The organism is Paeniglutamicibacter sp. NPDC091659 (assembly GCF_044756805.1).
Classification (GTDB): domain Bacteria; phylum Actinomycetota; class Actinomycetes; order Actinomycetales; family Micrococcaceae; genus Paeniglutamicibacter.
This window is the reverse complement of sequence record NZ_JBIVTO010000006.1, coordinates 272,580-294,730: the sequence shown is the minus strand read 5'-3', so window position 1 is coordinate 294,730 and position 22,151 is coordinate 272,580. Positions and strand designations below refer to the sequence as shown.

Genomic DNA, 22,151 nt, shown 5'->3' with positions numbered 1-22,151 from the left:
CGCTCCGGTCGCCGGGCGGTCCACCACCCGTCAGTTCGGAGGGCGGTCGATGGACTCGAAGGCCACGACGGAAAACTCCAGGGGCACCTCGTCGTCCGCGGCAATGCGTATGTATGAGGGCTTGGATCGCCCGGTGTTGCCAAGGATCGCTTGGAAAATGCCCTGTGGCCAACATTCGCCCAGCCCACTGCCCACCTGGCGCCCGAGCTCCTTGTCGTAAACCTCGAAACTGAATCTGGATCGCGTCTGGCACAGGACGCTGACGCTCAGCGAGTCGCCCTCAATGGTTTCGGGGAACGCGGCGTAGTGCTCGCCGGAAACCGTGTCCGCGATCAGGATCTTTTCGGTCCCAGGCACGGCGTTCCCGATGGGGTGTTTGCCCGCACGCAACATACGGGCGGAAGACAACTTGGACATCGCGTCGATTCGGTCTTCCAGACCGGCCGTTGAGTAAGGGTCCAGGTCCGGGATCGCCGCCGTCACCGAAGTCGAAGTCGAAGCCGCGGGGAGCCCGGGAGCCACGCTGGGCGTGGGCGCCGGTGCATCCAACGGAACGCACCCGCTCATGGCAAGAACAAGCCCGAGGGAACCAGCAAGTGTCACGAGAGTCCGCTTCATGGCCCGAGTCTACAGACGACCCGCAGCATGTCAGCGAATGTTTCCGGGGAGCAGGATCCCCGCTGCATCCCCGCCGCGCGCTCGATCGGCCCATAGCGAAAGCCCTTGCCCCGAGGTGCCGTGGCGTGTGGGCTCAAGGGATGAAGAAGATCCTCATTCTCGGTGGCACTGCCTGGCTGGGGCGGACCCTATGCGAACACGCACTCGGGGCCGGCCACGATGTCCATGCGCTGGCCCGGGGCAGCCGCGAATTCGCGACGGGCGTCGAGCCCGTCATCGCCGACCGCACGCTGCCCGGCGCCTACGATGCGGCCCGCGGCATCCACTGGGACCTGGTCATCGAGCTGACCCGCGATCCGGGCCAGGCCCGCGGTGCCGTGGAGGCGCTGGCCGGCAATGCCGGGGAATGGGTCAATGTCTCTTCCTGTTCGGTGTACGCCGAACAATCCACGCCCGGCGCGGACGAGGACAGCGACGTGCTGGAACCACTGCCGCCCGAAACCCCGCCCGATGACTACGACTACGGCCGCGCCAAATCCTATGGCGAGCAGGTGACCATGGAGGCCCGCGGCGGCAAGGCCCTTGTGATCCGGCCGGGCCTGATCGGCGGACCCGGCGACGAGAGCGGGCGCAGCACCTATTGGCCGCTGCGGTTTGCCGAGGCGCGGCGCCCGGTGCTGGTGCCGAACGATCCGGGCAACGAACTCAGCGTGCAGATCATCGACGTCCGGGACCTTGCCGCCTTCATACTCGACGCGGGCCTGGCAGGCAGGCACGGATACGTCAACGCCGTGGGTGAACAAACGACCCTTGACGACGCGCTGCGGATGGCCCGGGCAGCCGGCGAGGGGGACCGGCACCCCTCGAGCGGGCCGGAACCAACCCGCCCATTCGTTCCCTATGACCTCGGGCGGCTCGAAGCTGACGACGTCAACGTTTGGGCCGGCCCCAGGTCGCTTCCCCTGGTGCTTCCTCCCGGCCCCGAACACGCGGGTTTCGCCCGGCGGTCCGATGCGCGCTCGCTGGCGATGGGTTTGCGACGCCGGGCGCTGCGGGAAACCTTCGCGGACATCGTCCGTGCCGGGCCCGCCGGCGCCGTGGTACCGCCGAAATCGGGGCTCAGCGCAGGGGAGGAAGCCAAGCTGATCGCCGTTTCCTCCGGATGAAGCCCCTCCGCGCTGCCGCACGGGGCGTTTGACAGCCCCTGACCTGAGGCGTCAGGATTGAAGAGTCCCATTGTCGACGTGAGGATCACGACGTGCTGATTGTTCTTGCCTTCGCCTAATCGCGCCAAGGAACTCATGACCCGTACCAACCAACAGGTTGTTGGCGGCATGTAGTGGTTTCGGCGCTTCCTTCGTCGAATCGAGAACACCCCCATGCAAAACGTTAATCCCGTCGTCCTGGACCGCCTCAGCTTTTCCTGGCCCTCCGGCGGCACCGTCTTCGATGGCCTTTCCACCACCTTTTCCCGGGGGACCACCGGACTCATCGGCCCCAACGGCTCCGGAAAATCAACACTCCTGCGTTTGATCGCCGGTGAACTGGATCCGACGGCCGGAAGCATCCTTGCCTCGTCGCCACCGAGCTACCTGGCCCAAAACGTCGTGCTCCATACCGGCAAGACGGTCGCCGAACTCATGGGCATCGAGAACACGCTGGCCGCACTGGGCAGGGTGCTTGCCGCAACATCGACCGATCTCGAACGCGACATGGAGATCATCGGCGATGCCTGGGACCTGCCCGAACGCAGTGCCGCAATCCTGCAGGGATACCTAAACACCAACGTCGATCCGGCATTCCTGGAGCGGGCCGTTGCCACGTTGTCGGGTGGTGAAACCATGGCGGTTGCGCTCGCCGGAATCGAGCTTCGCGGCAGCGGAATCATGCTGCTGGACGAACCAACCAACAACCTGGACATGGCCGCGCGGCACCGGCTCTACGGCGTATTGGAACGCTCTCCCGGGACAGCGCTGGTGACAACGCACGACCAGACCCTGTTGCGCATGGTCGGTTCGTTGGCGGAGCTTCGCCCGGTGAACGTGCGCGCCCTCAGGGCAGAGAAAATGGACCTGGTCCGGTTCGGGGACTGGCAATCACGCGAAGAAAGCATGGGCCACGATCGCGACAGCGCCCAACGCAGACTCGGCGATGCCCGACGCAAACTGGCCATCGAAAAGCGCCAACGAAGTGAGGCCGAGACGAAAATCGCGAGGAGATCCAAACAAGGGGAGAAAGCGGCCGGATCGATGCCGAAGATCCTGGCAAACTCGCTGAAGAACAAGGCCGAACAGACCGCTGCCAAGAGCCGGGGAATCATGAAGGACAGCGAGGCAACCGCCGCCGCGGAATTCGATGCAGCCAGGGATGCCCTTCCCGCGGAGTTCCGCATCGGCATCGACCTGCCCGAAACCCGGGTCCCGGCAGGCCGCACCGTCGTGGAGATGCCGGTCGCCGAGATCGGCCGCGGGACGCTCCTTGAGGACGGCGAGCAATTTTCCGATGACGGGGCGGTATTCCTTCGCGGTCCCGAACGCATCGCGCTGACGGGCGGAAACGGGGTCGGGAAATCCACGCTGCTCGGCCAGCTGGCGGCCAGGGCCGGTGTGCCGGTGGGCTTCCTGCGGCAGCGTCTGGGCGCCGGGGATTCCGATGGCTGGGTCGGACTCAACGAGGATCAGAGCATGCTGGAGAATCTCCGAAGCTCTGCCCCCGGGGTGCCGCCGGAGGCGTTGCGTGAACAGCTGGCGGCGTTTCATTTCCGTGGAAACAGGGTGGATGAACCGGTGTCCAGGCTTTCCGGCGGTGAAAGGTTCCGGGTGGCGCTGGCCCAGATCCTTTTGGCGAGGCCAGCTCCGCAGCTTCTCCTGCTTGATGAACCAACCAACAACCTGGACATGCCCACCGTGGAGCAGCTGCTCTCGGCGCTCGAGTCCTTTGGCGGTGCCATGATTGTGGCCAGCCACGACGAGGATTTCCTCGCCGCGCTGGCCACGGATCGTGAATGGGAAATGCGGCGGCAGGCTAAGTTGCCGGATGCGCCATAGGGCGACGGACACGGACCTTGGCTTCGGCATGCTCGATCGCATGTGCCGCGACCTCTGCCAGCGCCAGGACGGCAAAAGCATTGATGCCGTGCAGCATGCCGACCCAAGATGCGTTGAATGCGACAAAGGCCAGTGCAATCTGGAGGGCCACGGCCAGCAACGTCAACAGCGCCCATTTCAAGCCGGCGTGGGCCAAGAGAGCGACGGCAACCAAGGCAATTGCCAGCACCGGAACCACGCACATCCCGATGTTTCCGTGCAGCATCGCCGCGAACGGGGGACCTTCAGGCATGATTCCCCGCTGGAGGAACGAGATCGCCTCGAACATGGACCAGGCAATCACTGCCGCCTGAATGACAACGGCCAGGGAAATGAGGCGAGCAATGATTTTGTATGAGGTACGCATGCGTACGTCCTTCCTGAAAATTGCTCAGAGAACTGCAAAGGCAAAGGCCAACTAATGGCCACGTGGCCGCGCGCGAATTGGATGGGGCGGATATGCGAGTGTTGGAAGTGCGGCCCGGCGCATTGGATGGGCACGCTCTAGACCTGTCCGCATGCCAAGACCAGCCTGGGAGGCCGTCCAATTAACGGTTGATGCCGCCCAGCCCGGAGCATTGGTGGTCGCTCCGGGCCGGGCCGCATTCCTTTCCTACCAGGCGGCAGCGATGAGCTCGGCGAGCAGTTCCTCGCTGTCGACCGCCAATCCCCGCGCAACAAACCAGTTGCACATGTTTCGGCAATCGCGCTGCAACAGCTCGATTCCTTGCTCGTTGCCGGACAAGTCCACGAACTGCGGAAGGTCGATGATCACGAGGCGGTCCCCGGCCGCGAGCACGTTGTACGGCGACAGGTCGCCGTGGGCGAATCCCAGCGAGGCAAAGACCGTCATGGCGTTCACGAGCTGGTCCCAGTAGCCTTGCAGGCGTTCGGGACCGGGCTGGACCTGTTGCAGCCGTGGGGCGGCTGCGCCTGGCGATTCGGGGTCCTCGATGAATTCCATGAGGATTTCAGTGTCCATGATCTGGACCGGATAGGGCACGGGCGCCCCGGCCTCAAAACACAACCGAAGGTACTGCCATTCCGAGTTCGCCCAACGGGACGCCTCGACGAGTTTGCCGTAGCTGCTGCCGTTTTTCAGAGCACGTGCATCGCGCGAGCGCCGAACGCTGCGACCCTCTGTGTAGGTGGAAGAGCGATTGAACATCCGTTGGTCGGGAGACCTGTAGCGCTTGGCTGCCAGCAGCGCGCTTTGGGAATCGGTGGCGCGTTCAATGAGGAACACATCGGCCTCTTTGCCGGTCTTGAGGACGCCGAGTTCGGTGTCGATCGCCGCGGCGTCCTCGATGACAAACTCCGGGTAGGGCCTTGGGCCGCGCATGAGTTTCTCGGTGGATGGCCACGTGGACCACCTCTGGTTGCCTGTCAGCTGATCGTCAAGGACGTTCCAGTCTTCGCTTCGGTCGGTTCGTGCCGCACGTGAGCGAGAGATTGTCGATTCAAAGGATTCCAGAAAGTTGGTTTCCGGGTAATTTTCATGGGGGTAGTAACTTCCGAGGGAAGGGATATCTGTCGCGTGGGTGTTCATTGGGACACTCATCGGGTTCCCTCCTTCGTAGTTACGGTCGGTGTTGTCTTCAACGAGAACACGAATGATTGGTAATTGTCAATCGCTTGAGCCGGAAAAGCCGTGTCGTGGAGGCGTTGCGGAACATAACGATAAACATTATGTTGAAGTCAGTGCCCTCAAATCGAGCGGCTATGAAACGTGGAAAAACGGAGGCCTCGCCATGGCGGGAATTATTGTGCCCATCGCCCTGCTGCTGATGGCCATCGTGGCGGCATTGCTGGCCGCGCCCCTCTTTGACAAGAAAGCAAAGGGCGCGGAAGTCCGCGTGACCCGCGGCATCGCTGTGGTCTACGTAATCATCGCGGGCGCATCGACGATCTACGGGTTCGCGGAGACCCTCATGGCGCAGAGCCTGCAGGTCAAGATGCCCGTCGAGGAATTCTGGCCAACGCTTCCACCGGGCGCCAGCGTGCAGGGAACCACCGCCCAGGTCGTCTCTGGCGGCTTTACCCAGGCCCTCGTGGAAGTCCAGGGTCTGGCGGTCGGCACCCGATGGCTGCTTGGGACCACTACGTTGCTACAAGGGATCGCGGCGATCTTCGTGGGCGCGGCGGTCATCAGCATGTGCAACGGATACATCGGCAAGGCGACGTTCCGGCCGGCGTTGGTCAAGTGGTTTACCGTCACGGCTGCGGTGATACTGGTGTGCGGGCTGGGGTGGCAGATTACCGAGTCCATCGCCGGCATGCAGGCTTCGGCACAAGTCCTGGGATTCGACGGCTCCACATGGCAAACGGATGTGACTGAGCGGGAGGACCTGCACGAAATTGTCGGCATCCCCAAGGCCGTCTACCTCGAACTCAACATCAACTTCTGGCCGATCTGGGCCGGGCTCGGGTTGTTCTCAACCGCGCAGATCTTCAAGCGCGGGCTTGAGATGCAAAAAGACACGGCCGGCCTGATCTAGTGGGTCTCGAGGAGTCCGAGGAGACTTCGGAAATTCAGTGCCATCTGGGCGCCCTGCTCGACGAACGATCCATGACCTTGGTGGAACTGAGCGAGATGGTGAACATCAGCGTGGTCAACCTTTCGGTCCTGAAAAACAACCATGCAAAGGCCATGCGGTTCTCAACCCTTCAGGCAATCTGCAAGGCGCTGGACTGCGAGGTTGGGGACCTTCTCAGTTACGTTCCCCATCGCTAAGGGCGCCATAATCTTTCAATCCGGATCAAGGATCCGCCGGCCCGGACCCATGGAATCGACCCCGCAGGCCTATCCGGTGGTGCGCAAGGAATCGCAACGGCTTGGATGGGTACGCACGAACACCCTTGTCGGTTACGGTTTGGCATCGAATCTGCCGGATGAGCAAATCGCGTCGACAAAAGTTGGTTCTCGTCCTGGCGCTCTGCGGGGTGGCAGCCGGGACCGTTTGGGTGTCGAATGCCGCGGCGGCCAGATCCAAGGTGGAGGCCCTCATCGGGCCCAACACGTTCAGCTGCGAGGACCCGGCGGATGCAGCCGTTGTTGAGCAGGAATTTGGCGACAGGGACGAGGCCGTTTGTCCGATGCCGGCCGTGAGGCTCAACAAGGGCCTTGAATGCACCTTTTCCTTCATCATCAACAACGCCGGTGACACCGAGGTGTCGCTGAGGGCCCTTCGGATCATTGGCATGGGACCCAACGGCGCCGGGGCGCACATGCCGCGGCTGACCCACAATTCCATCGAACGCATCTCCATCGAAAGCGGTGACGCCAACTTCGTGCTGGACGAGGGGCTCGGCGCGCATGATTCCGTGGAGATCTCCGCGATGGTGGAGGGTATCCCCGGTTGCATGAGCGTCGGCGGCGCGGCGATTTTCGATCGGACCCTCACCGTGACGCTTTCGGCGTACGGGCTCAGGGGATCTGTTTCGCCGCAGGGGCCCACGTTTGCCTTGATGGGCACACTGGATTCAAGCTGCGACGAGTAAGCGGGGGGATCCCTACTTCTTCACGTCGATGATCAGGTTGGTGATGCGCATGGTGCACAGGCGCTGCCCGGCCTCGTTTTCGATGACGACCTGGTGGCTGGCCATGCGGCGGCCCAGGCTGATCGGCGTCGCGGTAATGGTGATGATTCCTTCGCGGGCGCCCTTGTGGTGGGTTGCCGAAACATCCACGCCCACCGCCGACTTGCCCATGGTCGAGGCATGCTTGACCGCGGCCCAGGAACCGACGGCCTCGCCGACGGCCAGCGAAGCGCCGCCGTGCAGCAGGCCGAAGGACTGCCGGTTTCCCTCCACCGGCATGGTCGCGACGACCTTGTCCACCGACTCCTCGATGATCTTGACGCCCATCTTCTCGTCGAGCTCGCCCAGTGCGATCTGCCAGACGCCGTCCTTTGAGGTTTCCGGGGTCGGGGCTGTCGGGTGCTGTTCGCTCATCATGGGGATCTCCTGAAATTCATGTCATCTGGGCACCCAAGGCTCGTGGTGTCCTGCACCATACTGTACTGTGGTTGCTAATACTGACCGATCGTTCAGGAAGGATTCGTCGATGACGACAACTCCCATGGCTCCACTTGTTCCCAGCTTCGTCCAAAACGCCTGGTGGACTCCGTCCGATCCGGCCGCAGGCACCCCGGTGCTCGATGCAAACACCGGCGAACAGCTGGCCACCGTCGACTCCAACGGCCTGGACTTGGCCGCAATGGTCGACTACGCACGCACCGTCGGCCAGCGCGAGCTGGGCAAGCTGAGCCTGCACGAGCGCGCCCTGAAGCTGAAGGAACTCGCCCAGTTCCTCAACGGCCGCCGCGAAGAGCTCTACGAAATGTCCTTCCGCACCGGCGCCACCAAGATCGACTCCATGGTGGACATCGACGGCGGCATCGGCGTGCTCTTCACCTTCTCCTCCAAGGGCCGGCGCGAACTGCCGAACTCCAACGTCATCCTCGACGGTCCCATGGAAGTCCTTTCCCGCGACGGTTCCTTCGCCGGTGAGCACATCTACACCCGCATCCCGGGCGTCGCCGCCCAGATCAACGCGTTCAACTTCCCCGTCTGGGGCATGCTTGAGAAGTTCGCACCGGCCTTCATCGCCGGCGTCCCGACCATCGCCAAGCCGGCAACCCCCACCGGGTACGTCGCCGAGGGCATGGTCCGCCTGATGGTCGAGTCCGGCATCCTGCCTGAGGGCTCCATCCAGCTGATCTCCGGCTCCGCGCGCACCCTGCTGGACGTGCTGGACTACCGCGACATGCTTTCCTTCACCGGTTCGGCGTCCACCGCATCCTCGCTGAAGGCCCACACCAACGTGATCGACGGGGGAGTGCGCTTCACCGCCGAAACCGACTCGCTCAACGCCGCGATCCTCGGCCCCGACGCCGTCGTCGGCACCCCCGAGTTCGACGCCTTCGTCAAGTCCGTTGTCACCGAGATGACGGTCAAGGCCGGACAGAAGTGCACGGCCATCCGCCGCACCATCGTGCCCGCAGCCCTCGTCGATGACGTGGTCAAGGCCGTGGGTGAGCGCATCGAACAGCGCGTTGTCATCGGCGACCCGCGCGCCGAGGGCGTCACCATGGGCGCCCTGGCCTCCCTGGAGCAGCTGCGCGACGTGCGCGCCGCCGTCGAGGCAATGGTCGCCGCCGGCGGCGAAATCGCCTACGGCACCCTGGACGCACCGGTGGTCCGCACCGCCGAGGGCGAGCAGAGGCTGGTCGACGCCGGCGCCTTCATGTCGCCGCTGCTGTTGACCTGGGACGACGTGAACAACGAGGCCGTGCACAGCCTCGAGGCGTTCGGCCCGGTCAGCTCCGTGATCGGCTACTCCGACCTTGACGACGCCATCCGCCTGGCTGCCATGGGCTCCGGCTCGCTGGTCGCCACGGTCTGCACCAACGACCCGGAGACCGCCCGCACGCTCAGCGTCGGCATCGCCTCGCACCACGGCCGCGTGCACATGCTCAACCGCGAAACAGCCCGATCCTCCACCGGCCACGGTTCCCCGGTTCCGCATCTGGTCCACGGCGGCCCGGGCCGTGCAGGCGGCGGCGAGGAACTCGGCGGCATCCGCTCGGTCAAGCACCACATGCAGCGCACCGCCATCCAGGGATCGCCGAACATGCTCACCGCCGTCACCGGCGTGTGGCACACCGGTGCTGACCGCGTGATCGCCGGCGCCGAGGAATTCGGTGCCGTCGAGGGCGCGGTCCACCCGTTCCGCAAGTCGCTGGCCGAGCTTCACATCGGCGATGCCTTCGCTTCGCCGCTGCGCGAAGTGACGCTGGAGGAGATCACCGCGTTCGCCAAGGAAACCGGTGACACCTTCTACGCGCACACCGATCAGGCTGCCGCCGAGGCGAACCCGTTCTTCCCGGGCATCGTCGCGCACGGCTACCTCTTGGTTTCCTGGGCCGCCGGACTCTTCGTCCAGCCCGCACCGGGCCCGGTCCTGGCCAACTACGGCCTGGAGAACCTGCGCTTCATCACGCCGGTTCCGGCCGGGGACTCGATCCGCGTCACCCTGACAGCCAAGAAGATCACCCCGCGCGTCACCGACGAATACGGAGAGGTCGCCTGGGATGCGGTCATCAACAACCAGGCCGGCGAGATCGTGGCAACCTACGATGTGCTGACCCTGGTTGAGAAGGAAAACACCACCTACGCAAACTGGGCCTGATACGTCCTTTCCCTGCGATTCCAACGGCGTTGGTCCGGCTGCTTCGGCAGCCAGACCGGCGCCGTTGGCGTTTGGATCTGTCGCTGCCCATCAGGTCATGTGCCGATTATTTGTGGTGGCGGAGTTCCCGATGTGAGAAAGTATCGAGCAAGGAGCCCGGACTCATCCTCGAAAACGAAGGCAGCTCGTCCAAACATGACTGAGATCAAAAACCGGTGGAGCGAACGCGAACAACTGGAATTTTTCGGGTCGGAAGACCTGGCCGGGATGCTCGTCGACCTGGTTCGTCCCCTCGGACTAGAGGAAGCAAGGGTCACAGTCGTCGAGCTGCACCACCGCCCCGGGGCAGGTGTTTCGGGCGTCTTCGAAGCCGCAACCGAGGATGCAATCCTGTATCTGGGGGCCACTGCGGAAAACCTTGAGCCGGTTCCCGAGGGGGTCGTGACGTTGTCCAGTCCCAAGGGGCAGATCGAGGTGTGGCTTCATCCGGCGGATCCCCGTCTCCCGGGGCTGGCCCTGGCGACGACGCCGGAATCCGTGCGGAAGCATTGGGGGAACGGGAGGAATCTCGTTGACCTCAGGACCCTGACCTACAGGCCGTTGCGCCGCGCGGTCCTCAAGGCCACCTTTGACGACAACCAGGAGATCTTCCTCAAGGTTTTGCGCAAGGACTGCGACACGCTATTCCGGATGCATGAGCTCTTGGGTGAGGCGGGAATACCCGTGCCGGAACCACTGGGCCCGCCCCTGAAGGATGTCTTGGCGTTTGAAAAGGTTCGGGGCGTTTCCATGGCCGAGGAACTTATGCACGGCAGCACCATCCCCCTGCAGCCGGAAACGGTCCTCGCGTTGCTGGACGGGCTTCCCGCCGGACTCATGGATGTCCCGGCACGGCCGGCCTGGTCCGATCGGTTGGGGTGGTACGGGCATGCAGCCCTGACGACCTTGCCGGAGGAAGCCCAAAGGATTGGAGGGCTGGTGCAACGCTTGGGCAGGGTTCTGGAGGGTTCGCATCGCGGCGAGCTGGTCCCCACTCACGGCGACTTCTATGAGGCGAACATCTTCGTTGAACGTGGAAGCGTTGCCGGGCTGCTGGACATAGATTCGGCCGGTCCCGGTTACCTGGTCGATGACTTGGCATGTTTCCTTGGGCACCTTGTCGTCCTGCCAGCCCTGGACGTCCGATACGCCCGGGTGCCGGGCTACTTCGAAACCTATGCAACGGCGTTTGCCAAGGAACTGGAATCCAGGGGAATCGGCGCCGACGGGCTGTTTGCCCGCGCGGCCTGTGTTGTCCTCTCGCTGGTGGCCGGAGCGCGAGACGAACAAGACCCGCAGTGGCGCGACGGCGCCCTGCAACGGCTCGAGCTGGTGGAGAAGCTGCTTGCCAGGATCTCCTGAGCCGGGTGCCGCACCGGAAAATCCGAACATGAGAGCACTCTCATCTTCCTCTCCTTTTGGCCTCACGATGGTCCGTCATGCTGGAAGCAAGCCAGAAGGCCAGCCCCATTCGAGGAGAAGAGAATCATGAAGAAGTCACGCATGTTGTGGTCAGTCACCGGAGCTTTGGGAATCGTGTCGCTTGGCGCCGGCGTAGCCATGGCCCAGCCATCCGTTTCCGTCACCGACCAACCGGCAGTGCAGGCAGTGGGCCAGCAACATGTCGCAGCAGGTGCTGCGGCGGCGACCGCGGGCACGGATTCGGTCTCGGCCCAGTCGGCGGTTTCGGCCAAGTCGGCCGTCTCGGCGAAATCCGCGGTTTCACCGATGTCGCCGAAGTCGCCGGTATCCCCGGTTTCCGCGATTAGCCCACAGTCTGCTCCGTCGGCCCCAACGTCGGACTAGACCAAGTAATCGCGGCGCGAAAAGATCCCCGGCTTTCCCCCAAGGCCGGGGATCTGCCATGTCAAGATGCATTTCGGGTGCGTAGTCCCCATGTGAGAATGGTCGGATGGGAAATGAGGGAATCCCGGCATTGCCGGTGGACCATGAAGGGGCACGGCTGATGTGGTCCAAGTATTCGGACAGCCATCCGGAAGCCGTGAACCTGTGCCCCGAGTACACGGTCGAGCATTTCGGAGATTCGGCGGCATTGGCCGACCGTCTCCTGAAGGAAGTCACCCACGGCCAGAAGAGGGCAACCTCGGCGTTGGCCGCGGAATACGCGGCATGCGGCGAAGCCATTCCGCGTGTCGGGTCGCACTGGATTGCCTGCGACGGCGCGGGGACGCCGAAGGTCATCCTGCGCAGCGTCGAGCTGCGCTTGGGAGACTTCGACAGTGCGGACGCGGCATTTGCCTGGGACGAAGGCGAGGACGACAGGTCCCTGGAGAGCTGGCGCACCGAACACCGCCGGTACTGGCAGCGCGGTTGTGCGGCACGCGGTGCCTTGTGGCAGGAAAGCGACGAGATCGTGTTTGAACGCTTTCGGGTCGTTTGGCCGCCGGAACTCGCCGACGGCTAGGCGCGGCCGCCCGACGGGTCATCCAAGCGATACCCCATGCCGCGAACGGTCGTGAACCACTCGGCCCCGAGCTTGTTGCGCAGGTACCGGACGTAGACGTCAACGACATTTGAGCCGGGATCGAAATCGTAGCCCCAGACCCGTGAGAGCAGCTGCTCGCGGCTCAGCACCTGTCCCTCGTTGCGCATGAAGGCCTCGGCCAGGGCAAATTCTCGCGCGGAAAGGTCTATCTCACGACCCTCCAGCCTGGCCCGGCGGCTGCCCAAGTCCAGTTCCAGGGAGCCAACGCGCAGGACACGCGTATCCGATCCATTGGCTTGCGGACGCAGGCGCAGCCGAACCCTCGCGAGCAGTTCCTCGAACCTGAACGGCTTTGCCATGTAGTCGTCCGCCCCGCCTTCGAGCCCGGCAACGGTGTCGTCAATGCTTGAACGCGCAGTCAGGATGATGACGGGGGTGTCGACGTGGGTGCTGCGGATGCGCTTGAGCACCGAAAAGCCATCCTCGTCGGGAAGACCCAGATCAAGGATGATCAGTTCAAAGTCCCCGGTTTGCGCTAGGTATCCTCCCTCCAAGCCGGTGCCGGCGATCGTTGGCTGGAACCCAGCCGACTTCAGGCCCTTGGCAACGAAGGAGCTGATGCGCTCCTCGTCCTCGATGATCAGGATGCGGCTAATGATCTTCTCCTTTGGCGCGTAGGGGGATTTCCATGACGAAGGTGGAGCCCATGCCAGGATCCGAGCTGACGCCTACCGTTCCATGGTGTGCTGCGGCGATCGCCGCCACGATGTTCAGGCCGAGCCCGGAACCTTCGGTGCGTTTTGAATTGTGGCCCCTGCCGAATCGCTCGAAGATCCGTTCCTGGTCCTCAGGCGCGATTCCGATGCCTTCGTCACGCACCCAAAAGCGAAGCGTCCTCTTTCCGCCGGCCGACCCGTTGACGTTCGTCCCCAGCGTGATGGTGGTTCCCGGTGCCGAGAACTTAACAGCGTTCGAGCACAACTGCAGCATGGCCTGGGTGATTCGTTGGGGGTCCAGGAGCGCAATGGCCTCGTTTCGATGCCCGACCTTCCAAGTCCGCTCGCCAAGCGGATATGCCTTGTCCAGGAGGTCATCCAGCAGGGTTCCAACATTGGTGGGCACCGGGTGTACAAAGTCGATTCGGTTTGATTTGGCCAGGGTCACCAAGTCGTTGATCAAGAACGACATCCGGTCCAGTTCGGCCAGCGCTATGTCGCGGGACTGGTTGACGTCGCCGGGATCCGACGGGTCCATGAGTTCCAGGTGTCCCTGGACGATCGTGACCGGGGTCCGAAGCTCGTGGCCCACGTCATCCAGCAATTGGCGTTGCGAAGTCATGGCGTTTTCCAAGCGGTCCAGCATGGCATTGACCGTGGCCGTCAGTTCGGCCAGGTCGTCCCGACCGACAACTTCGATGCGTTGGGCAAGGTCGGATTCGGAGATTTGCCGCGCGGTGTTCCGAAGTAGGGTGATCGGTCGCAGGATACGACCCACCAGCATCCAGCCCACGACTCCTGCGGTCAACAACACGACGAGCCCGACCAAGAGGTACACGAGAAAACCCTGGTTTAGCGCGCGTTTTTCCGCCGTGTAGTCGTAGGCGAAGATAAGGTGCGCCGGGCCGGCTTGATCGCCCAAGGCGACGGGCACCGATACAGCCCGGTATGTTGTCGTGGCGGTGGGTACGGATTGCACGACCACGTCCGTGCGTGAGGTGCCGCCTGCCGCCCACGCAACAAATTCCGGATCGTTTTCCAGCCTGAGGTCGACGACCTCGGGGGCCGTCCAGCGCACCTTTCCGTTGACAATGCTCAGCATGCCCTCGTGGCTGGCAGGCAGGGTCTGCTGCATGGCGGTGTAGAGGAGGACCTCGGCCGTCACGGGCTCGGGGAAAACCGTGGCGTCCGAATGCCGTGCAGCCAGCACGCGGAATTCCTCGACGCTGCGTTTGAGCGAGTCGTCGATACGGGCGTCCATGCTGGAGAGCTGCAGCAGGTAAACCACGCTCCCGGTGACAATAAACGAGATGGTGATGAGTCCCAGCATGCCGGCCAGGACGCGCGATCGCACCGACCAACCCCGCCGAGAAGGCTTGGGCCGGGGGTCTGCGTCCCGTGCGGTTTCGGAAAGGGGCGTCCCCTCGTGGCTAGTCGTCAATGTCGTCGCCGTCGCCGTCGTCATCATCGTCGTCGGCCGTTGACGGCGGAAGCGGTTTGACGGGTGCCGATTTGCTGGGGATGAGCGTGGTGGGCGCCGGCGAAGAGGAACTTTGCGTGGCAGGGGTGCCGGACGGCTCAGGAGTCGCGGGTGCATTCGGGCGCGACTGGGTGGGGATGGCGCTCTGCTGGATGGTGATTCCCGGTCCAAGCTTGACCGGCGGGGGAGCCGAAGCCGCTTGGGCCAGCACGTACACGCCAACGCCGAGGGCAGACAAAACAACTGCCCAGAGAGCAACCTGACGCATCGTTCCAAATCCCATAGGACTCAGTATGGCCGAAGTTGATGAGACGAAGATGAGAAGCCGCCACCGTGAAATTGCATGCGGCTTGGCACGAAGACCACTGGGCGGCATCTGTGGCCAGCAATGACCGCAAGAACGGGGGAGCGGCCAGAGGATTGGAACGGTGAAGAGTGGATGGCCGCAGATGCGTTCCGCCCGCTCGGCCGGCAGATCCGCGCAATGGGCGGACCTGCCGGCCGAGCGGGCGGACGGAGCGACTTAGTAGGCCTTGACGCGCTGCTCCACGATCAGGTGGATGAGTGCGAACTGGCCTTCGTCGTCGATGGCCTTCAGCGCCGCCTCGAGTGCCGCGGGAACGTCGGCATCGTTCTCAACCCGGACACCGAACCCGCCGAAGGCCTGGGCCATCAGGGCGAAATCGGGGTTCTTGAGCTGCGTGCCGGAAACGCGCTCCGGGTAATGGCGTTCCTGGTGGGTGCGGATGGTGCCGTATTCCTGGTTGTCCATGACGATCACCAGCGGGGTGGCACCGTACTGTGCGGCCGTTGCCAGCTCCTGCCCGTTCATCAGGAACTCGCCGTCTCCCGCGATGGTGACGACGCGGCGGCCCGGGAAGTTCAGCGAGGCCGCGATGGCCGAGGGAACCGAGTAGCCCATCGAACCGTTGCGGGCCGAAATCATGGAGGCGTATTCCTCGGTGGGGAAGTAGCGGTGCGCCCAGTTGGTGTGCTCGCCGGCGCCGAGGGTGATCATCGCATCGGTCGGCAAGCCCTTGACCAGGTTGGCCATGAGCGTGTCCATCTTGGCGGGACCGGCGGACGGCGTCGCCGGCGGCAGCGCCGAGAACTTCACCTGTTCGGCACGCATGCGGTCGGTGAACGCCTGCCATTCCGGCTTCACGTCCAGGTCCATCATGACGAGGTCGCGGACGAATACGTCGGGCTTGGAAACGATCTGGTGGGACACCGCGCCCGAACGTCCGCGCAGGGACGGGTCGATGGTGACCAGGAAGTTCTTCTTGCTCCAGTCCTGGCGAACCACGAAACCGTCGGTGATGACGTCACCCGGGACGGTGCCGACGAAGACCAGCAGGTCGGTTTCCTCCAGTAGGTCGTACGTCGGCTTGGGGCGCCCGTAGCCGATCGGGCCGACGTAGGACGGGGAACTGAACGGGACGGTGCCTTCGCAACGCCATTCAACGGCCGCCGCGATCTGGTGGTCTTCCAGCCACTTGGTCAGGGTTTGCGCGCCCTCAGCGGTCCAGTCGTTGCCGCCCACGACGAAGAGCGGCTTGGTGGACACCTCGAGGGCGGACTTGAGCTGCTTCCAGTCGGTGACGGTCATCCCACCCGCGGCGACGGGAATGATCGGGTGCAGGGTTGGCTCGACCATCTCACGGATGATGTCCTCGGGTAGGCCCACGACCACGGGACCCGGGCGTCCACTCATGGCGGCAAACATTGCCTCGGCAACGATCTCCGAGGCGCGCTCGGGGTGGTCCAGGACCATGACACGCTTGGCGCCGGTGTCGAACCAGCCCTTGATGTCGAATTCTTGGAAGGCCTCGCGGTCGCGGTGGGCGAACGGGATCAGGCCCACGAACAGCACCATGGGGGTCGAGTCCTGCCAGGCTGTGTGCAGGCCGACGTGTGCGTTGGCGGCACCCGGGCCGCGGGTGACCATGGCGATGCCGGGGCGCTGGTGCATCTTGCCGTCGGCTTCGGCCATGTAGGCCGCTCCGCCTTCGTGGCGGCAAACGATTGTTTCAATCGGGGAGTTGTGGAGCCCGTCCAGGACATCGAGGTAGCTCTCACCCGGAATGACATAAGTGCGTTCCACACCGTGGGCCACCAGGGTATCGACGATGACATGGCCTGCCGACTTCTTGGTCGGCGTCGGGGTCTGCGCGTGTGCCTGTAGGGTCTGGGTGCTCATTGGTCATTGCTCCTTGCTGTCGCCGCGAGTGCCGGCGACATATGTTGCATGGCGGGCACGTCGTTGTGCCGCGGGTCGAATGAAAGCTAAATTTTCAGCAAATGTACATGATGCTTGCTGAATGCCCTAAGTATGGTACGAAATGCATCCGTCACAATAGGGCGTTGATCACTATGACTTGTTTTTGCTATCACGGCGTCTTGTTTTTTGACGCCTGCGGCAGGATTGATGTGTCGGCTCATAGTTCTATGGAAAATCTCTACCGATAGGGTTGAACCATGACACCGCCTCACTTGTCGGGTTCCGAACTGGCACACCTGCGTCCCTGGACCGAATCGGCGCCGGACGTCGCGGCCGTGCTGGAGGCATTCGACACCGATGACATGGCAGGGCAGTCGGGCGAGCCGGTCAACTCCGAGGCCGCCGCCCGACGCTGGCTCGACGCATGGGTGGGCGCGCCGCGTCCCGACGCCGTGGCGTTCGCGATCGACATCCAGGGGCGGGCAGTGGGGCACGTGATGGCCAGCGCCATTGACCGCCGCCATGACACTGCCTGGATCTCCTATTGGGTCACCCCGGCGGTGCGCGGGCGAGGCTTGGCGTCAGAGGCGACCGCAGCCCTGGCCGACCATTGTTTCCACGAACTGGGGCTCTACCGGCTGGAGCTGGCCCACCGGGTCAACAACCCCGGCTCGGGGCGGGTCGCAGTAAAGGCCGGATTCATCCCTGAGGGCGTCGAACGCGCCAAGCTGCGGTACCTGGACGAGAACGGGCATCCTGTCCGCTTCGATGTGCAAACCTACGCGAGGCTGCGCGACGACCCAGTGCCCTCCCTGACGCCGCTTCGCATCGGGCCGTAGCCGACCTCGTACGGAAAGCAGAAGGCCCTGAACATCAATGATGTTCAGGGCCTTCTCAATTCGTGACCGCTATGCGGCGTAGGGGCTCGGCGGGTACTCCGAGCCTGATTCTGCTTCGGCCGCGATCGACTTCGCGGTGGGAAGGTCGCGCCAGACGAACCAGCCGTAAAGGCCGGCCAGGACCTGGAATACCGTGACTCCCAACAGTGCCAGCGCGGGGTTGCTGCCGAAAAGGACCGCGACGTAGACGACGCCCGAGGCGCTTGCCGCAAGCCATGCCCAACGGAAGCCGCAGGCGATGCCGATCAGCGCCACCACGAGTGTCGCCTCGGCCAGCAGTGAAACCAGCACGGCTGCGGTTCCTTCACCGAAGATGAAGCCGGTGGTGAGCATCCGTCCCAGGCGCAATGCGCCGAATACGACAAGCAGCGCCACGCCGATGAGCAGCGACTTCACCGAGAATTCGCGGCGGACCACCGTGCGGCCAAAACGGCCAGCCATCTCGTACTTGGAGAAGCGCCACAGGCCGAAAGCGGCGGCCAGCATGGCCGGAACCGCGTAGAAGAGCATGGAAATTTCATACTGCAGGGCAACCACTGTCGGCCCGGCGAAGACAGCCAGGATTTGCGCCCACCAGCCCAGGTCGTTGCGGCGGGCCAGCAACACCATGGCAATGCAGCTCAGCAGTGCCGATACCGCGAAGAGCGCTACCTGGGTGCCGGAATCGGTGCCCGGCGCCTGGGAGAAGAGGTTGTAGAAGAGTTCGTCCACGAAAAATACTGCCTATTCACAAAGATATGGGTGTGAGACGGTGCGAGAGCCTCAACTACTGATCGTAGCGTGAAACGTGGGCCAAGCGCCTATCGGTCGCTCTTGTGCAGACCTTCGAACATCATGGTGATCGCATGCTCTTCGACCTGTTCGGCCGTGACGTTGCCGTCCTCGCGGAACCACTCGACCAGCGAGTTGATGGTGCCGAAGAGCAACCGGGTGGTGGTGCGCGGGTCGATGTCGCTGCGCAGCGAGCCCTCCTGCTGGGCCTCGATCACCAGGTCCGAGACCCTGCGGTCAACCGCTCGCCGTCGGTCAAGGGCGTCGCGCTCGATCTCCGTGTTGCCGCGCAGGCGCAGCAAAAGGGTGACGTACTGCTGGCGCTCGACCAGCACCCGGATGGTGGAGCGCAGGAAGAACTTCAGGCGTTCCTCTGCAGTTCCCACCGTGGCGCGCTCGTCCTGGGCAATGGCCTCCAGCGGCACCAGGGCCTCGTCGAGGGCCAGCCGCAGCAGGTCTCCCTTGGATGGCACGTGGTGGTAGATCGCCGACTTGCTGATGCCAAGGTTCTCGGCGAGCTTGCCCATCGAGGTGGCGTCGTAGCCGTGTTTGTTGAAGACCTCAACGGCAATCGAAAGCACCGACTCCTGGTCGTAGCCGGGACGTCCCCGCTTGCTTGCCGGGGGCTTCATTGCACTGGTGGTCATGGTCAGTCATTCTTTCACGAAGTCAGAACCGGCGGGGCACCTGGGGATACGTGTTGGGGCGGGAACCGTTTCCGGATTCCCGCCCCAACTCAGATTCACGACCTACTTGTTGCGCAAGTCGTAGATGCGACGCAGCTTGCCCGAGGACCGGGCGAGGGTTCCCGGATCCATGACGTCGATCTCGCAGGAGGAGCCCACGTGGATCTTGATGAGCTTGGCCAGTTCCTTGGCGGCTGCTTCCGCGCGGTCGCTGGTGCAGTCCTCGCGGCGCTCGATGCGGACGGCCAGCTGGTCCATGCGGCCCGGGCGGGTGATCTCCAGCTGGAAGTGCGGGGAGAGTCCCGGGACCTTGAGCGCCAGCTCTTCGATCTGGGACGGGAACAGGTTCACGCCGCGCAGGATGATCATGTCATCGCTGCGGCCGGTGATGCGGCCCATGCGGCGGTGTCCCTCGCGCGCGGTGCCCGGCAGCAGTCGGGTGAGGTCGTGGGTGCGGTAGCGGATGATCGGCAGGGCCTGCTTGGTCAGCGAGGTGAACACCAGCTCGCCGTGCTCGCCGTCGCGCAGGACCTGGGTCTCGTCGAAGGCGTCGACGATCTCCGGGCGGAAGTGGTCCTCCCAGATGTGGCTTCCGTCCTTGGTTTCGTTGGACTCGCCGGCAACACCGGGGCCCATGACTTCGGACAGGCCGTAGATGTCGCAGGCGTCGAGGTCGAACATGACCTCGAGCTCGTGGCGCATTTCCTCGGTCCACGGCTCGGCGCCCAGGACTGCGGTCTTCAGCGAGGTCTTGCGCGGGTCAATGCCCTGGCGCTGCATGGCATCGCCAATGGTCAGCAGGTAGGTCGGGGTGCACAGGATGGCATCGGGCTCGAAGTCCTGGATCAGCGTGATCTGCTTTTCCGTCTGTCCGCCGGACATCGGGATCACGGTGGTGCCCAGTCGCTCGGCCGCTGCGTGCGCGCCGAGGCCGCCGGTGAACAGGCCGTAGCCGTAGGCGTTGTGGACCTTCCAGCCGGGCTTTACGCCGGAGAGGCGCAGGCAGCGTGCGCCGAGCTTGGCCCAGTCGTCAAGGTCGGTCTGGGTGTAGCCGACGACGGTGGCGCGGCCGGTCGTCCCGGAGGACGCGTGGATGCGGGCGACCTCGTGCTGCGGCACGGCGAACATGCCGAAGGGGTAGGTCTTGCGCAGGTCTTCCTTCTCGGTGAAGGGGAACTTGGCAAGGTCGGAAAGTTCCTTCAGGTCCGTCGGGTGGACACCCGCGGCGTCGTACTTTTCCTTGTACAGGGGCACGCGGTCATAGGCGTAGGCCAAGGTGTCCTGGAGGCGCGCGAGCTGGATCGATTCGATCTGGTCGCGGCTCATGGTTTCTTCCGGGTCCAACGGATTTGGAAGCTCGATCCGGGTGGAGGTCTGGGTCATTTCAGGGCCTATCGTGCTGTGTGTACGGGAGAAGTGGAACTGGAGGGGGAAACTAGGCGCGCTTGGGGATGGTGCGCGAACGGCCGCGGAATTCCGCAAGGATCTCATCCTCGGCGCCGGGGACCGACTGGAAAACCTGGATGTCGTAGATGCCGCTGCGGCCGGACTGCTGGCGGCGGTTGGCGACGGCCGTGAGCAGGCGTCCGGGAATGCCGGGCTTGAGGAAGTTGATGTCCGCCCCGGCGGCCACCGTGATGGAGTCTTCGGAGCCGGTGTGCGGGTTGCAGGACAGGGCGAATGCGGTGTCGGCGAGGGCGAAGATCATCCCGCCGTGGGCGATGCCGAAACCATTGAGCATTTCCTGACGGAGCTTCATGGTGATGGTCGCATGACCGTCGGCAACCTTCGTCACTTCAATGCCCATCCATTGGGTGGCATAGTCGTTCTTCAGGATGGGATGCATTAGTGGTGCGTCGACGTCGATGTCGCTCATGAAGGTCCCTTCAATTATTTACCGAACGATCATTAGGTAATCCTGAAATGTGAGATAAGTCAAGACGCGAGCGTCGAAACGCCGTCATTTTGCGACCGGCGCGGCACGAAATTTCCCCCACGGGAACGATCCGTCCAGAGCGCTGCGGACGCGGACTCAGGTATCCCACATGGGGGTTTCGGCTCGGCCGGAATGGTCGGAACGAAGCAGGGGCGATTTTACCGGCTGGATGACGGTGCATGGGACGAAAGCCCCTACCTGCCTCGCCAGCTCCAGGAGCAAACTCAAGAGTGGAGGACCTTCTGGATTATTGAGGAGCTGAAAACCGATGCGTAAATGGAGGCGTTGGGAAGACTGGACAGTGGTTGTCGCCGGCTTGGCAATTGCGCTGACCCCGCTGTGGAGCGAGGCGATCGGAAATTCCATTCCGCTGATGATTACTTCGGGCACCTTGTTGGTGATTGTCGGAGTGATCAACCTGGCAGGGCCGAATCTTTACGGCATCGAGGCCGGACAATTGCTGGCGGCCTTGATCGCCATCATCCTGCCGGGACTTGGATATTTTGCCGGGGTCAACGTTCCGGCCATGACCTCGTGGATCGCCGGCGGCGTCGCATTCATCGCCACCATCCTGGCCATGAAACCAAGCGTCAAGGCCTCGCACGAAGTACAGCACCAGTGAAGCTTGATGCCCCGGGCTTTTGGCTTTGCAACGCTTATCGAAAAAGAATGTGTCTTCGGGGATTGGCTCCGAAGACACATTCTTTTGTGCCCGGGCCACCACGGCGTTGGGCGCCTCATGCCATGAACGAATCGGGAAAGCGGCACCCTTGCACGAAACGAAGCAAGGCCAAATGAACACAATTTCAGGCCCGGTGCCGGTAGGCTCTCGCGCATGACGGGGGATTCGATTTCGGGAATGGTCCTCATCGTGGTTTTCGCAGCCATTGCGCTGTACGCCTTGTACTTCGTGGTCCGCGCGGCCGTCCGCGACGGCATCAAGCTGGCAAGGAATGCCGAAGCAAGCAACGCCACCAAGGACATCGGCAACAGCGCCCAAGTTTGATCCGAACATGCCGGTAGCCCCGGAATAATCCGGGGCTACCGGCATGCAAGTTCG

The 22,151-nt window shown here is 63.6% G+C and carries 24 protein-coding genes; 12 read left to right on the top strand and 12 right to left on the bottom strand.

Annotated elements, in window-relative coordinates; all coding sequences use genetic code 11:
• Nucleotides 1–30 precede the first annotated feature (30 nt).
• On the bottom strand, nt 31–618 hold the full coding sequence (locus ACIQLF_RS13415; RefSeq protein ID WP_400299140.1) for a hypothetical protein: 588 nt from the start codon (nt 616–618) through the stop codon (nt 31–33).
• 140 nt (nt 619–758) lie between these two features.
• Here ACIQLF_RS13415 and ACIQLF_RS13410 point away from each other — a divergent pair, with 140 nt between their 5' ends.
• Together ACIQLF_RS13410 and ACIQLF_RS13405 are read left to right on the top strand one after the other, a co-directional pair.
• Nucleotides 759–1,784, top strand: a complete 1,026-nt coding sequence (locus ACIQLF_RS13410; RefSeq protein ID WP_400299138.1) for an NAD-dependent epimerase/dehydratase family protein — start codon at nt 759–761, stop codon at nt 1,782–1,784.
• Nucleotides 1,785–1,997: 213 nt separating this feature from the next.
• Complete coding sequence (locus ACIQLF_RS13405) at nt 1,998–3,665, top strand: ATP-binding cassette domain-containing protein (protein ID WP_400299136.1); 1,668 nt, start codon at nt 1,998–2,000, stop codon at nt 3,663–3,665.
• Here the strand turns inward: ACIQLF_RS13405 and ACIQLF_RS13400 are convergent.
• Nucleotides 3,643–4,071: a hypothetical protein gene (locus ACIQLF_RS13400; protein ID WP_400299133.1), complete on the bottom strand. Its 429-nt coding sequence runs from the start codon at nt 4,069–4,071 to the stop codon at nt 3,643–3,645. The two genes, ACIQLF_RS13405 and ACIQLF_RS13400, sit on opposite strands and share 23 nt — an antisense overlap.
• 246 nt (nt 4,072–4,317) lie before the next feature.
• Complete coding sequence (locus tag ACIQLF_RS13395; protein ID WP_400299130.1) at nt 4,318–5,265, bottom strand: serine protein kinase RIO; 948 nt, start codon at nt 5,263–5,265, stop codon at nt 4,318–4,320.
• A 190-nt stretch (nt 5,266–5,455) separates the two neighbouring features.
• On the opposite strand from ACIQLF_RS13395, the gene ACIQLF_RS13390 reads away from it, so the two are divergent.
• The 3 genes from ACIQLF_RS13390 (at nt 5,456) to ACIQLF_RS13380 (ending at nt 7,205) form a co-directional block, all read left to right on the top strand.
• On the top strand, nt 5,456–6,202 hold the full coding sequence (locus ACIQLF_RS13390; protein ID WP_400299127.1) for a hypothetical protein: 747 nt from the start codon (nt 5,456–5,458) through the stop codon (nt 6,200–6,202).
• Entirely contained in the window at nt 6,202–6,438 is a 237-nt protein-coding gene (locus tag ACIQLF_RS13385) for a helix-turn-helix domain-containing protein (protein ID WP_400299125.1), read from the top strand. The genes ACIQLF_RS13390 and ACIQLF_RS13385 overlap by 1 nt, the downstream gene beginning before the upstream one ends.
• Nucleotides 6,439–6,596: 158 nt before the next feature.
• On the top strand, nt 6,597–7,205 hold the full coding sequence (locus ACIQLF_RS13380) for a hypothetical protein (protein WP_400299122.1): 609 nt from the start codon (nt 6,597–6,599) through the stop codon (nt 7,203–7,205).
• 12 nt (nt 7,206–7,217) lie between these two features.
• Here ACIQLF_RS13380 and ACIQLF_RS13375 read toward each other — a convergent pair whose 3' ends face one another.
• A complete protein-coding gene (locus tag ACIQLF_RS13375) occupies nt 7,218–7,658 on the bottom strand; it encodes a PaaI family thioesterase (RefSeq protein WP_400299204.1) in 441 nt (146 codons plus the stop codon).
• A gap of 112 nt (nt 7,659–7,770) precedes the next feature.
• Between ACIQLF_RS13375 and paaZ the strand changes: the two genes are divergently transcribed.
• The 4 genes from paaZ to ACIQLF_RS13355 all read left to right on the top strand — a co-directional run bounded on the left by paaZ (nt 7,771) and on the right by ACIQLF_RS13355 (nt 12,361).
• A complete protein-coding gene (gene paaZ, locus ACIQLF_RS13370; protein WP_400299120.1) occupies nt 7,771–9,897 on the top strand; it encodes a phenylacetic acid degradation bifunctional protein PaaZ in 2,127 nt (708 codons plus the stop codon).
• A gap of 195 nt (nt 9,898–10,092) precedes the next feature.
• On the top strand, nt 10,093–11,298 hold the full coding sequence (locus ACIQLF_RS13365; protein ID WP_400299117.1) for a phosphotransferase: 1,206 nt from the start codon (nt 10,093–10,095) through the stop codon (nt 11,296–11,298).
• 126 nt (nt 11,299–11,424) lie between these two features.
• Nucleotides 11,425–11,742 (top strand): hypothetical protein, encoded by a 318-nt coding sequence (locus ACIQLF_RS13360; RefSeq protein WP_400299114.1) that lies wholly within the window; start codon nt 11,425–11,427, stop codon nt 11,740–11,742.
• A gap of 106 nt (nt 11,743–11,848) precedes the next feature.
• Entirely contained in the window at nt 11,849–12,361 is a 513-nt protein-coding gene (locus ACIQLF_RS13355; RefSeq protein ID WP_400299111.1) for an ASCH domain-containing protein, read from the top strand.
• Here ACIQLF_RS13355 and ACIQLF_RS13350 read toward each other — a convergent pair.
• The 4 genes from ACIQLF_RS13350 to ACIQLF_RS13335 form a co-directional block, all read right to left on the bottom strand.
• Entirely contained in the window at nt 12,358–13,038 is a 681-nt protein-coding gene (locus ACIQLF_RS13350; RefSeq protein ID WP_400299202.1) for a response regulator transcription factor, read from the bottom strand. The two genes, ACIQLF_RS13355 and ACIQLF_RS13350, sit on opposite strands and share 4 nt — an antisense overlap.
• Complete coding sequence (locus ACIQLF_RS13345) at nt 13,034–14,452, bottom strand: ATP-binding protein (protein ID WP_400299108.1); 1,419 nt, start codon at nt 14,450–14,452, stop codon at nt 13,034–13,036. Before ACIQLF_RS13345 ends, ACIQLF_RS13350 begins: the two co-directional genes overlap by 5 nt.
• Nucleotides 14,453–14,528: 76 nt before the next feature.
• Nucleotides 14,529–14,861, bottom strand: a complete 333-nt coding sequence (locus ACIQLF_RS13340) for a hypothetical protein (protein WP_400299105.1) — start codon at nt 14,859–14,861, stop codon at nt 14,529–14,531.
• A gap of 240 nt (nt 14,862–15,101) precedes the next feature.
• Nucleotides 15,102–16,778, bottom strand: coding sequence for a thiamine pyrophosphate-dependent enzyme (locus ACIQLF_RS13335; RefSeq protein ID WP_400299103.1), 1,677 nt, complete (start codon nt 16,776–16,778; stop codon nt 15,102–15,104).
• A gap of 278 nt (nt 16,779–17,056) precedes the next feature.
• Here ACIQLF_RS13335 and ACIQLF_RS13330 point away from each other — a divergent pair, with 278 nt between their 5' ends.
• Nucleotides 17,057–17,638, top strand: a complete 582-nt coding sequence (locus tag ACIQLF_RS13330; RefSeq protein ID WP_400299100.1) for a GNAT family N-acetyltransferase — start codon at nt 17,057–17,059, stop codon at nt 17,636–17,638.
• 69 nt (nt 17,639–17,707) lie between these two features.
• Here the strand turns inward: ACIQLF_RS13330 and ACIQLF_RS13325 are convergent, their stop codons facing one another.
• The 4 genes from ACIQLF_RS13325 to paaI form a co-directional block, all read right to left on the bottom strand.
• Nucleotides 17,708–18,409, bottom strand: a complete 702-nt coding sequence (locus ACIQLF_RS13325; RefSeq protein ID WP_400299097.1) for a nicotinamide mononucleotide transporter — start codon at nt 18,407–18,409, stop codon at nt 17,708–17,710.
• Nucleotides 18,410–18,498: 89 nt separating this feature from the next.
• On the bottom strand, nt 18,499–19,116 hold the full coding sequence (locus ACIQLF_RS13320; RefSeq protein WP_400299094.1) for a TetR/AcrR family transcriptional regulator: 618 nt from the start codon (nt 19,114–19,116) through the stop codon (nt 18,499–18,501).
• A gap of 102 nt (nt 19,117–19,218) precedes the next feature.
• Nucleotides 19,219–20,538 (bottom strand): AMP-binding protein, encoded by a 1,320-nt coding sequence (locus ACIQLF_RS13315; RefSeq protein ID WP_400299092.1) that lies wholly within the window; start codon nt 20,536–20,538, stop codon nt 19,219–19,221.
• Nucleotides 20,539–20,590: 52 nt separating this feature from the next.
• Entirely contained in the window at nt 20,591–21,031 is a 441-nt protein-coding gene (gene paaI / locus ACIQLF_RS13310; RefSeq protein WP_400299089.1) for a hydroxyphenylacetyl-CoA thioesterase PaaI, read from the bottom strand.
• A gap of 328 nt (nt 21,032–21,359) precedes the next feature.
• Here paaI and ACIQLF_RS13305 point away from each other — a divergent pair, with 328 nt between their 5' ends.
• On the top strand, nt 21,360–21,713 hold the full coding sequence (locus ACIQLF_RS13305) for a hypothetical protein (RefSeq protein WP_400299087.1): 354 nt from the start codon (nt 21,360–21,362) through the stop codon (nt 21,711–21,713).
• Nucleotides 21,714–21,926: 213 nt separating this feature from the next.
• Complete coding sequence (locus ACIQLF_RS13300; RefSeq protein ID WP_400299084.1) at nt 21,927–22,097, top strand: hypothetical protein; 171 nt, start codon at nt 21,927–21,929, stop codon at nt 22,095–22,097.
• The last annotated feature ends 54 nt before the right edge of the window (nt 22,098–22,151 follow it).

Coding starts and splice junctions, on each gene's coding strand:
- ACIQLF_RS13415 (WP_400299140.1), bottom strand. CDS start 618: ATGAAGCGGACTCTCGTGACACTTGCTGGTTCCCTCGGGCTTGTTCTT.
- ACIQLF_RS13410 (WP_400299138.1), top strand. CDS start 759: ATGAAGAAGATCCTCATTCTCGGTGGCACTGCCTGGCTGGGGCGGACC.
- ACIQLF_RS13405 (WP_400299136.1), top strand. CDS start 1,998: ATGCAAAACGTTAATCCCGTCGTCCTGGACCGCCTCAGCTTTTCCTGG.
- ACIQLF_RS13400 (WP_400299133.1), bottom strand. CDS start 4,071: ATGCGTACCTCATACAAAATCATTGCTCGCCTCATTTCCCTGGCCGTT.
- ACIQLF_RS13395 (WP_400299130.1), bottom strand. CDS start 5,265: ATGAGTGTCCCAATGAACACCCACGCGACAGATATCCCTTCCCTCGGA.
- ACIQLF_RS13390 (WP_400299127.1), top strand. CDS start 5,456: ATGGCGGGAATTATTGTGCCCATCGCCCTGCTGCTGATGGCCATCGTG.
- ACIQLF_RS13380 (WP_400299122.1), top strand. CDS start 6,597: ATGAGCAAATCGCGTCGACAAAAGTTGGTTCTCGTCCTGGCGCTCTGC.
- ACIQLF_RS13375 (WP_400299204.1), bottom strand. CDS start 7,658: ATGAGCGAACAGCACCCGACAGCCCCGACCCCGGAAACCTCAAAGGAC.
- paaZ (WP_400299120.1), top strand. CDS start 7,771: ATGACGACAACTCCCATGGCTCCACTTGTTCCCAGCTTCGTCCAAAAC.
- ACIQLF_RS13365 (WP_400299117.1), top strand. CDS start 10,093: ATGACTGAGATCAAAAACCGGTGGAGCGAACGCGAACAACTGGAATTT.
- ACIQLF_RS13360 (WP_400299114.1), top strand. CDS start 11,425: ATGAAGAAGTCACGCATGTTGTGGTCAGTCACCGGAGCTTTGGGAATC.
- ACIQLF_RS13355 (WP_400299111.1), top strand. CDS start 11,849: ATGGGAAATGAGGGAATCCCGGCATTGCCGGTGGACCATGAAGGGGCA.
- ACIQLF_RS13340 (WP_400299105.1), bottom strand. CDS start 14,861: ATGGGATTTGGAACGATGCGTCAGGTTGCTCTCTGGGCAGTTGTTTTG.
- ACIQLF_RS13335 (WP_400299103.1), bottom strand. CDS start 16,778: ATGAGCACCCAGACCCTACAGGCACACGCGCAGACCCCGACGCCGACC.
- ACIQLF_RS13330 (WP_400299100.1), top strand. CDS start 17,057: ATGACACCGCCTCACTTGTCGGGTTCCGAACTGGCACACCTGCGTCCC.
- ACIQLF_RS13320 (WP_400299094.1), bottom strand. CDS start 19,116: ATGACCACCAGTGCAATGAAGCCCCCGGCAAGCAAGCGGGGACGTCCC.
- ACIQLF_RS13315 (WP_400299092.1), bottom strand. CDS start 20,538: ATGACCCAGACCTCCACCCGGATCGAGCTTCCAAATCCGTTGGACCCG.
- paaI (WP_400299089.1), bottom strand. CDS start 21,031: ATGAGCGACATCGACGTCGACGCACCACTAATGCATCCCATCCTGAAG.
- ACIQLF_RS13305 (WP_400299087.1), top strand. CDS start 21,360: ATGCGTAAATGGAGGCGTTGGGAAGACTGGACAGTGGTTGTCGCCGGC.
- ACIQLF_RS13300 (WP_400299084.1), top strand. CDS start 21,927: ATGACGGGGGATTCGATTTCGGGAATGGTCCTCATCGTGGTTTTCGCA.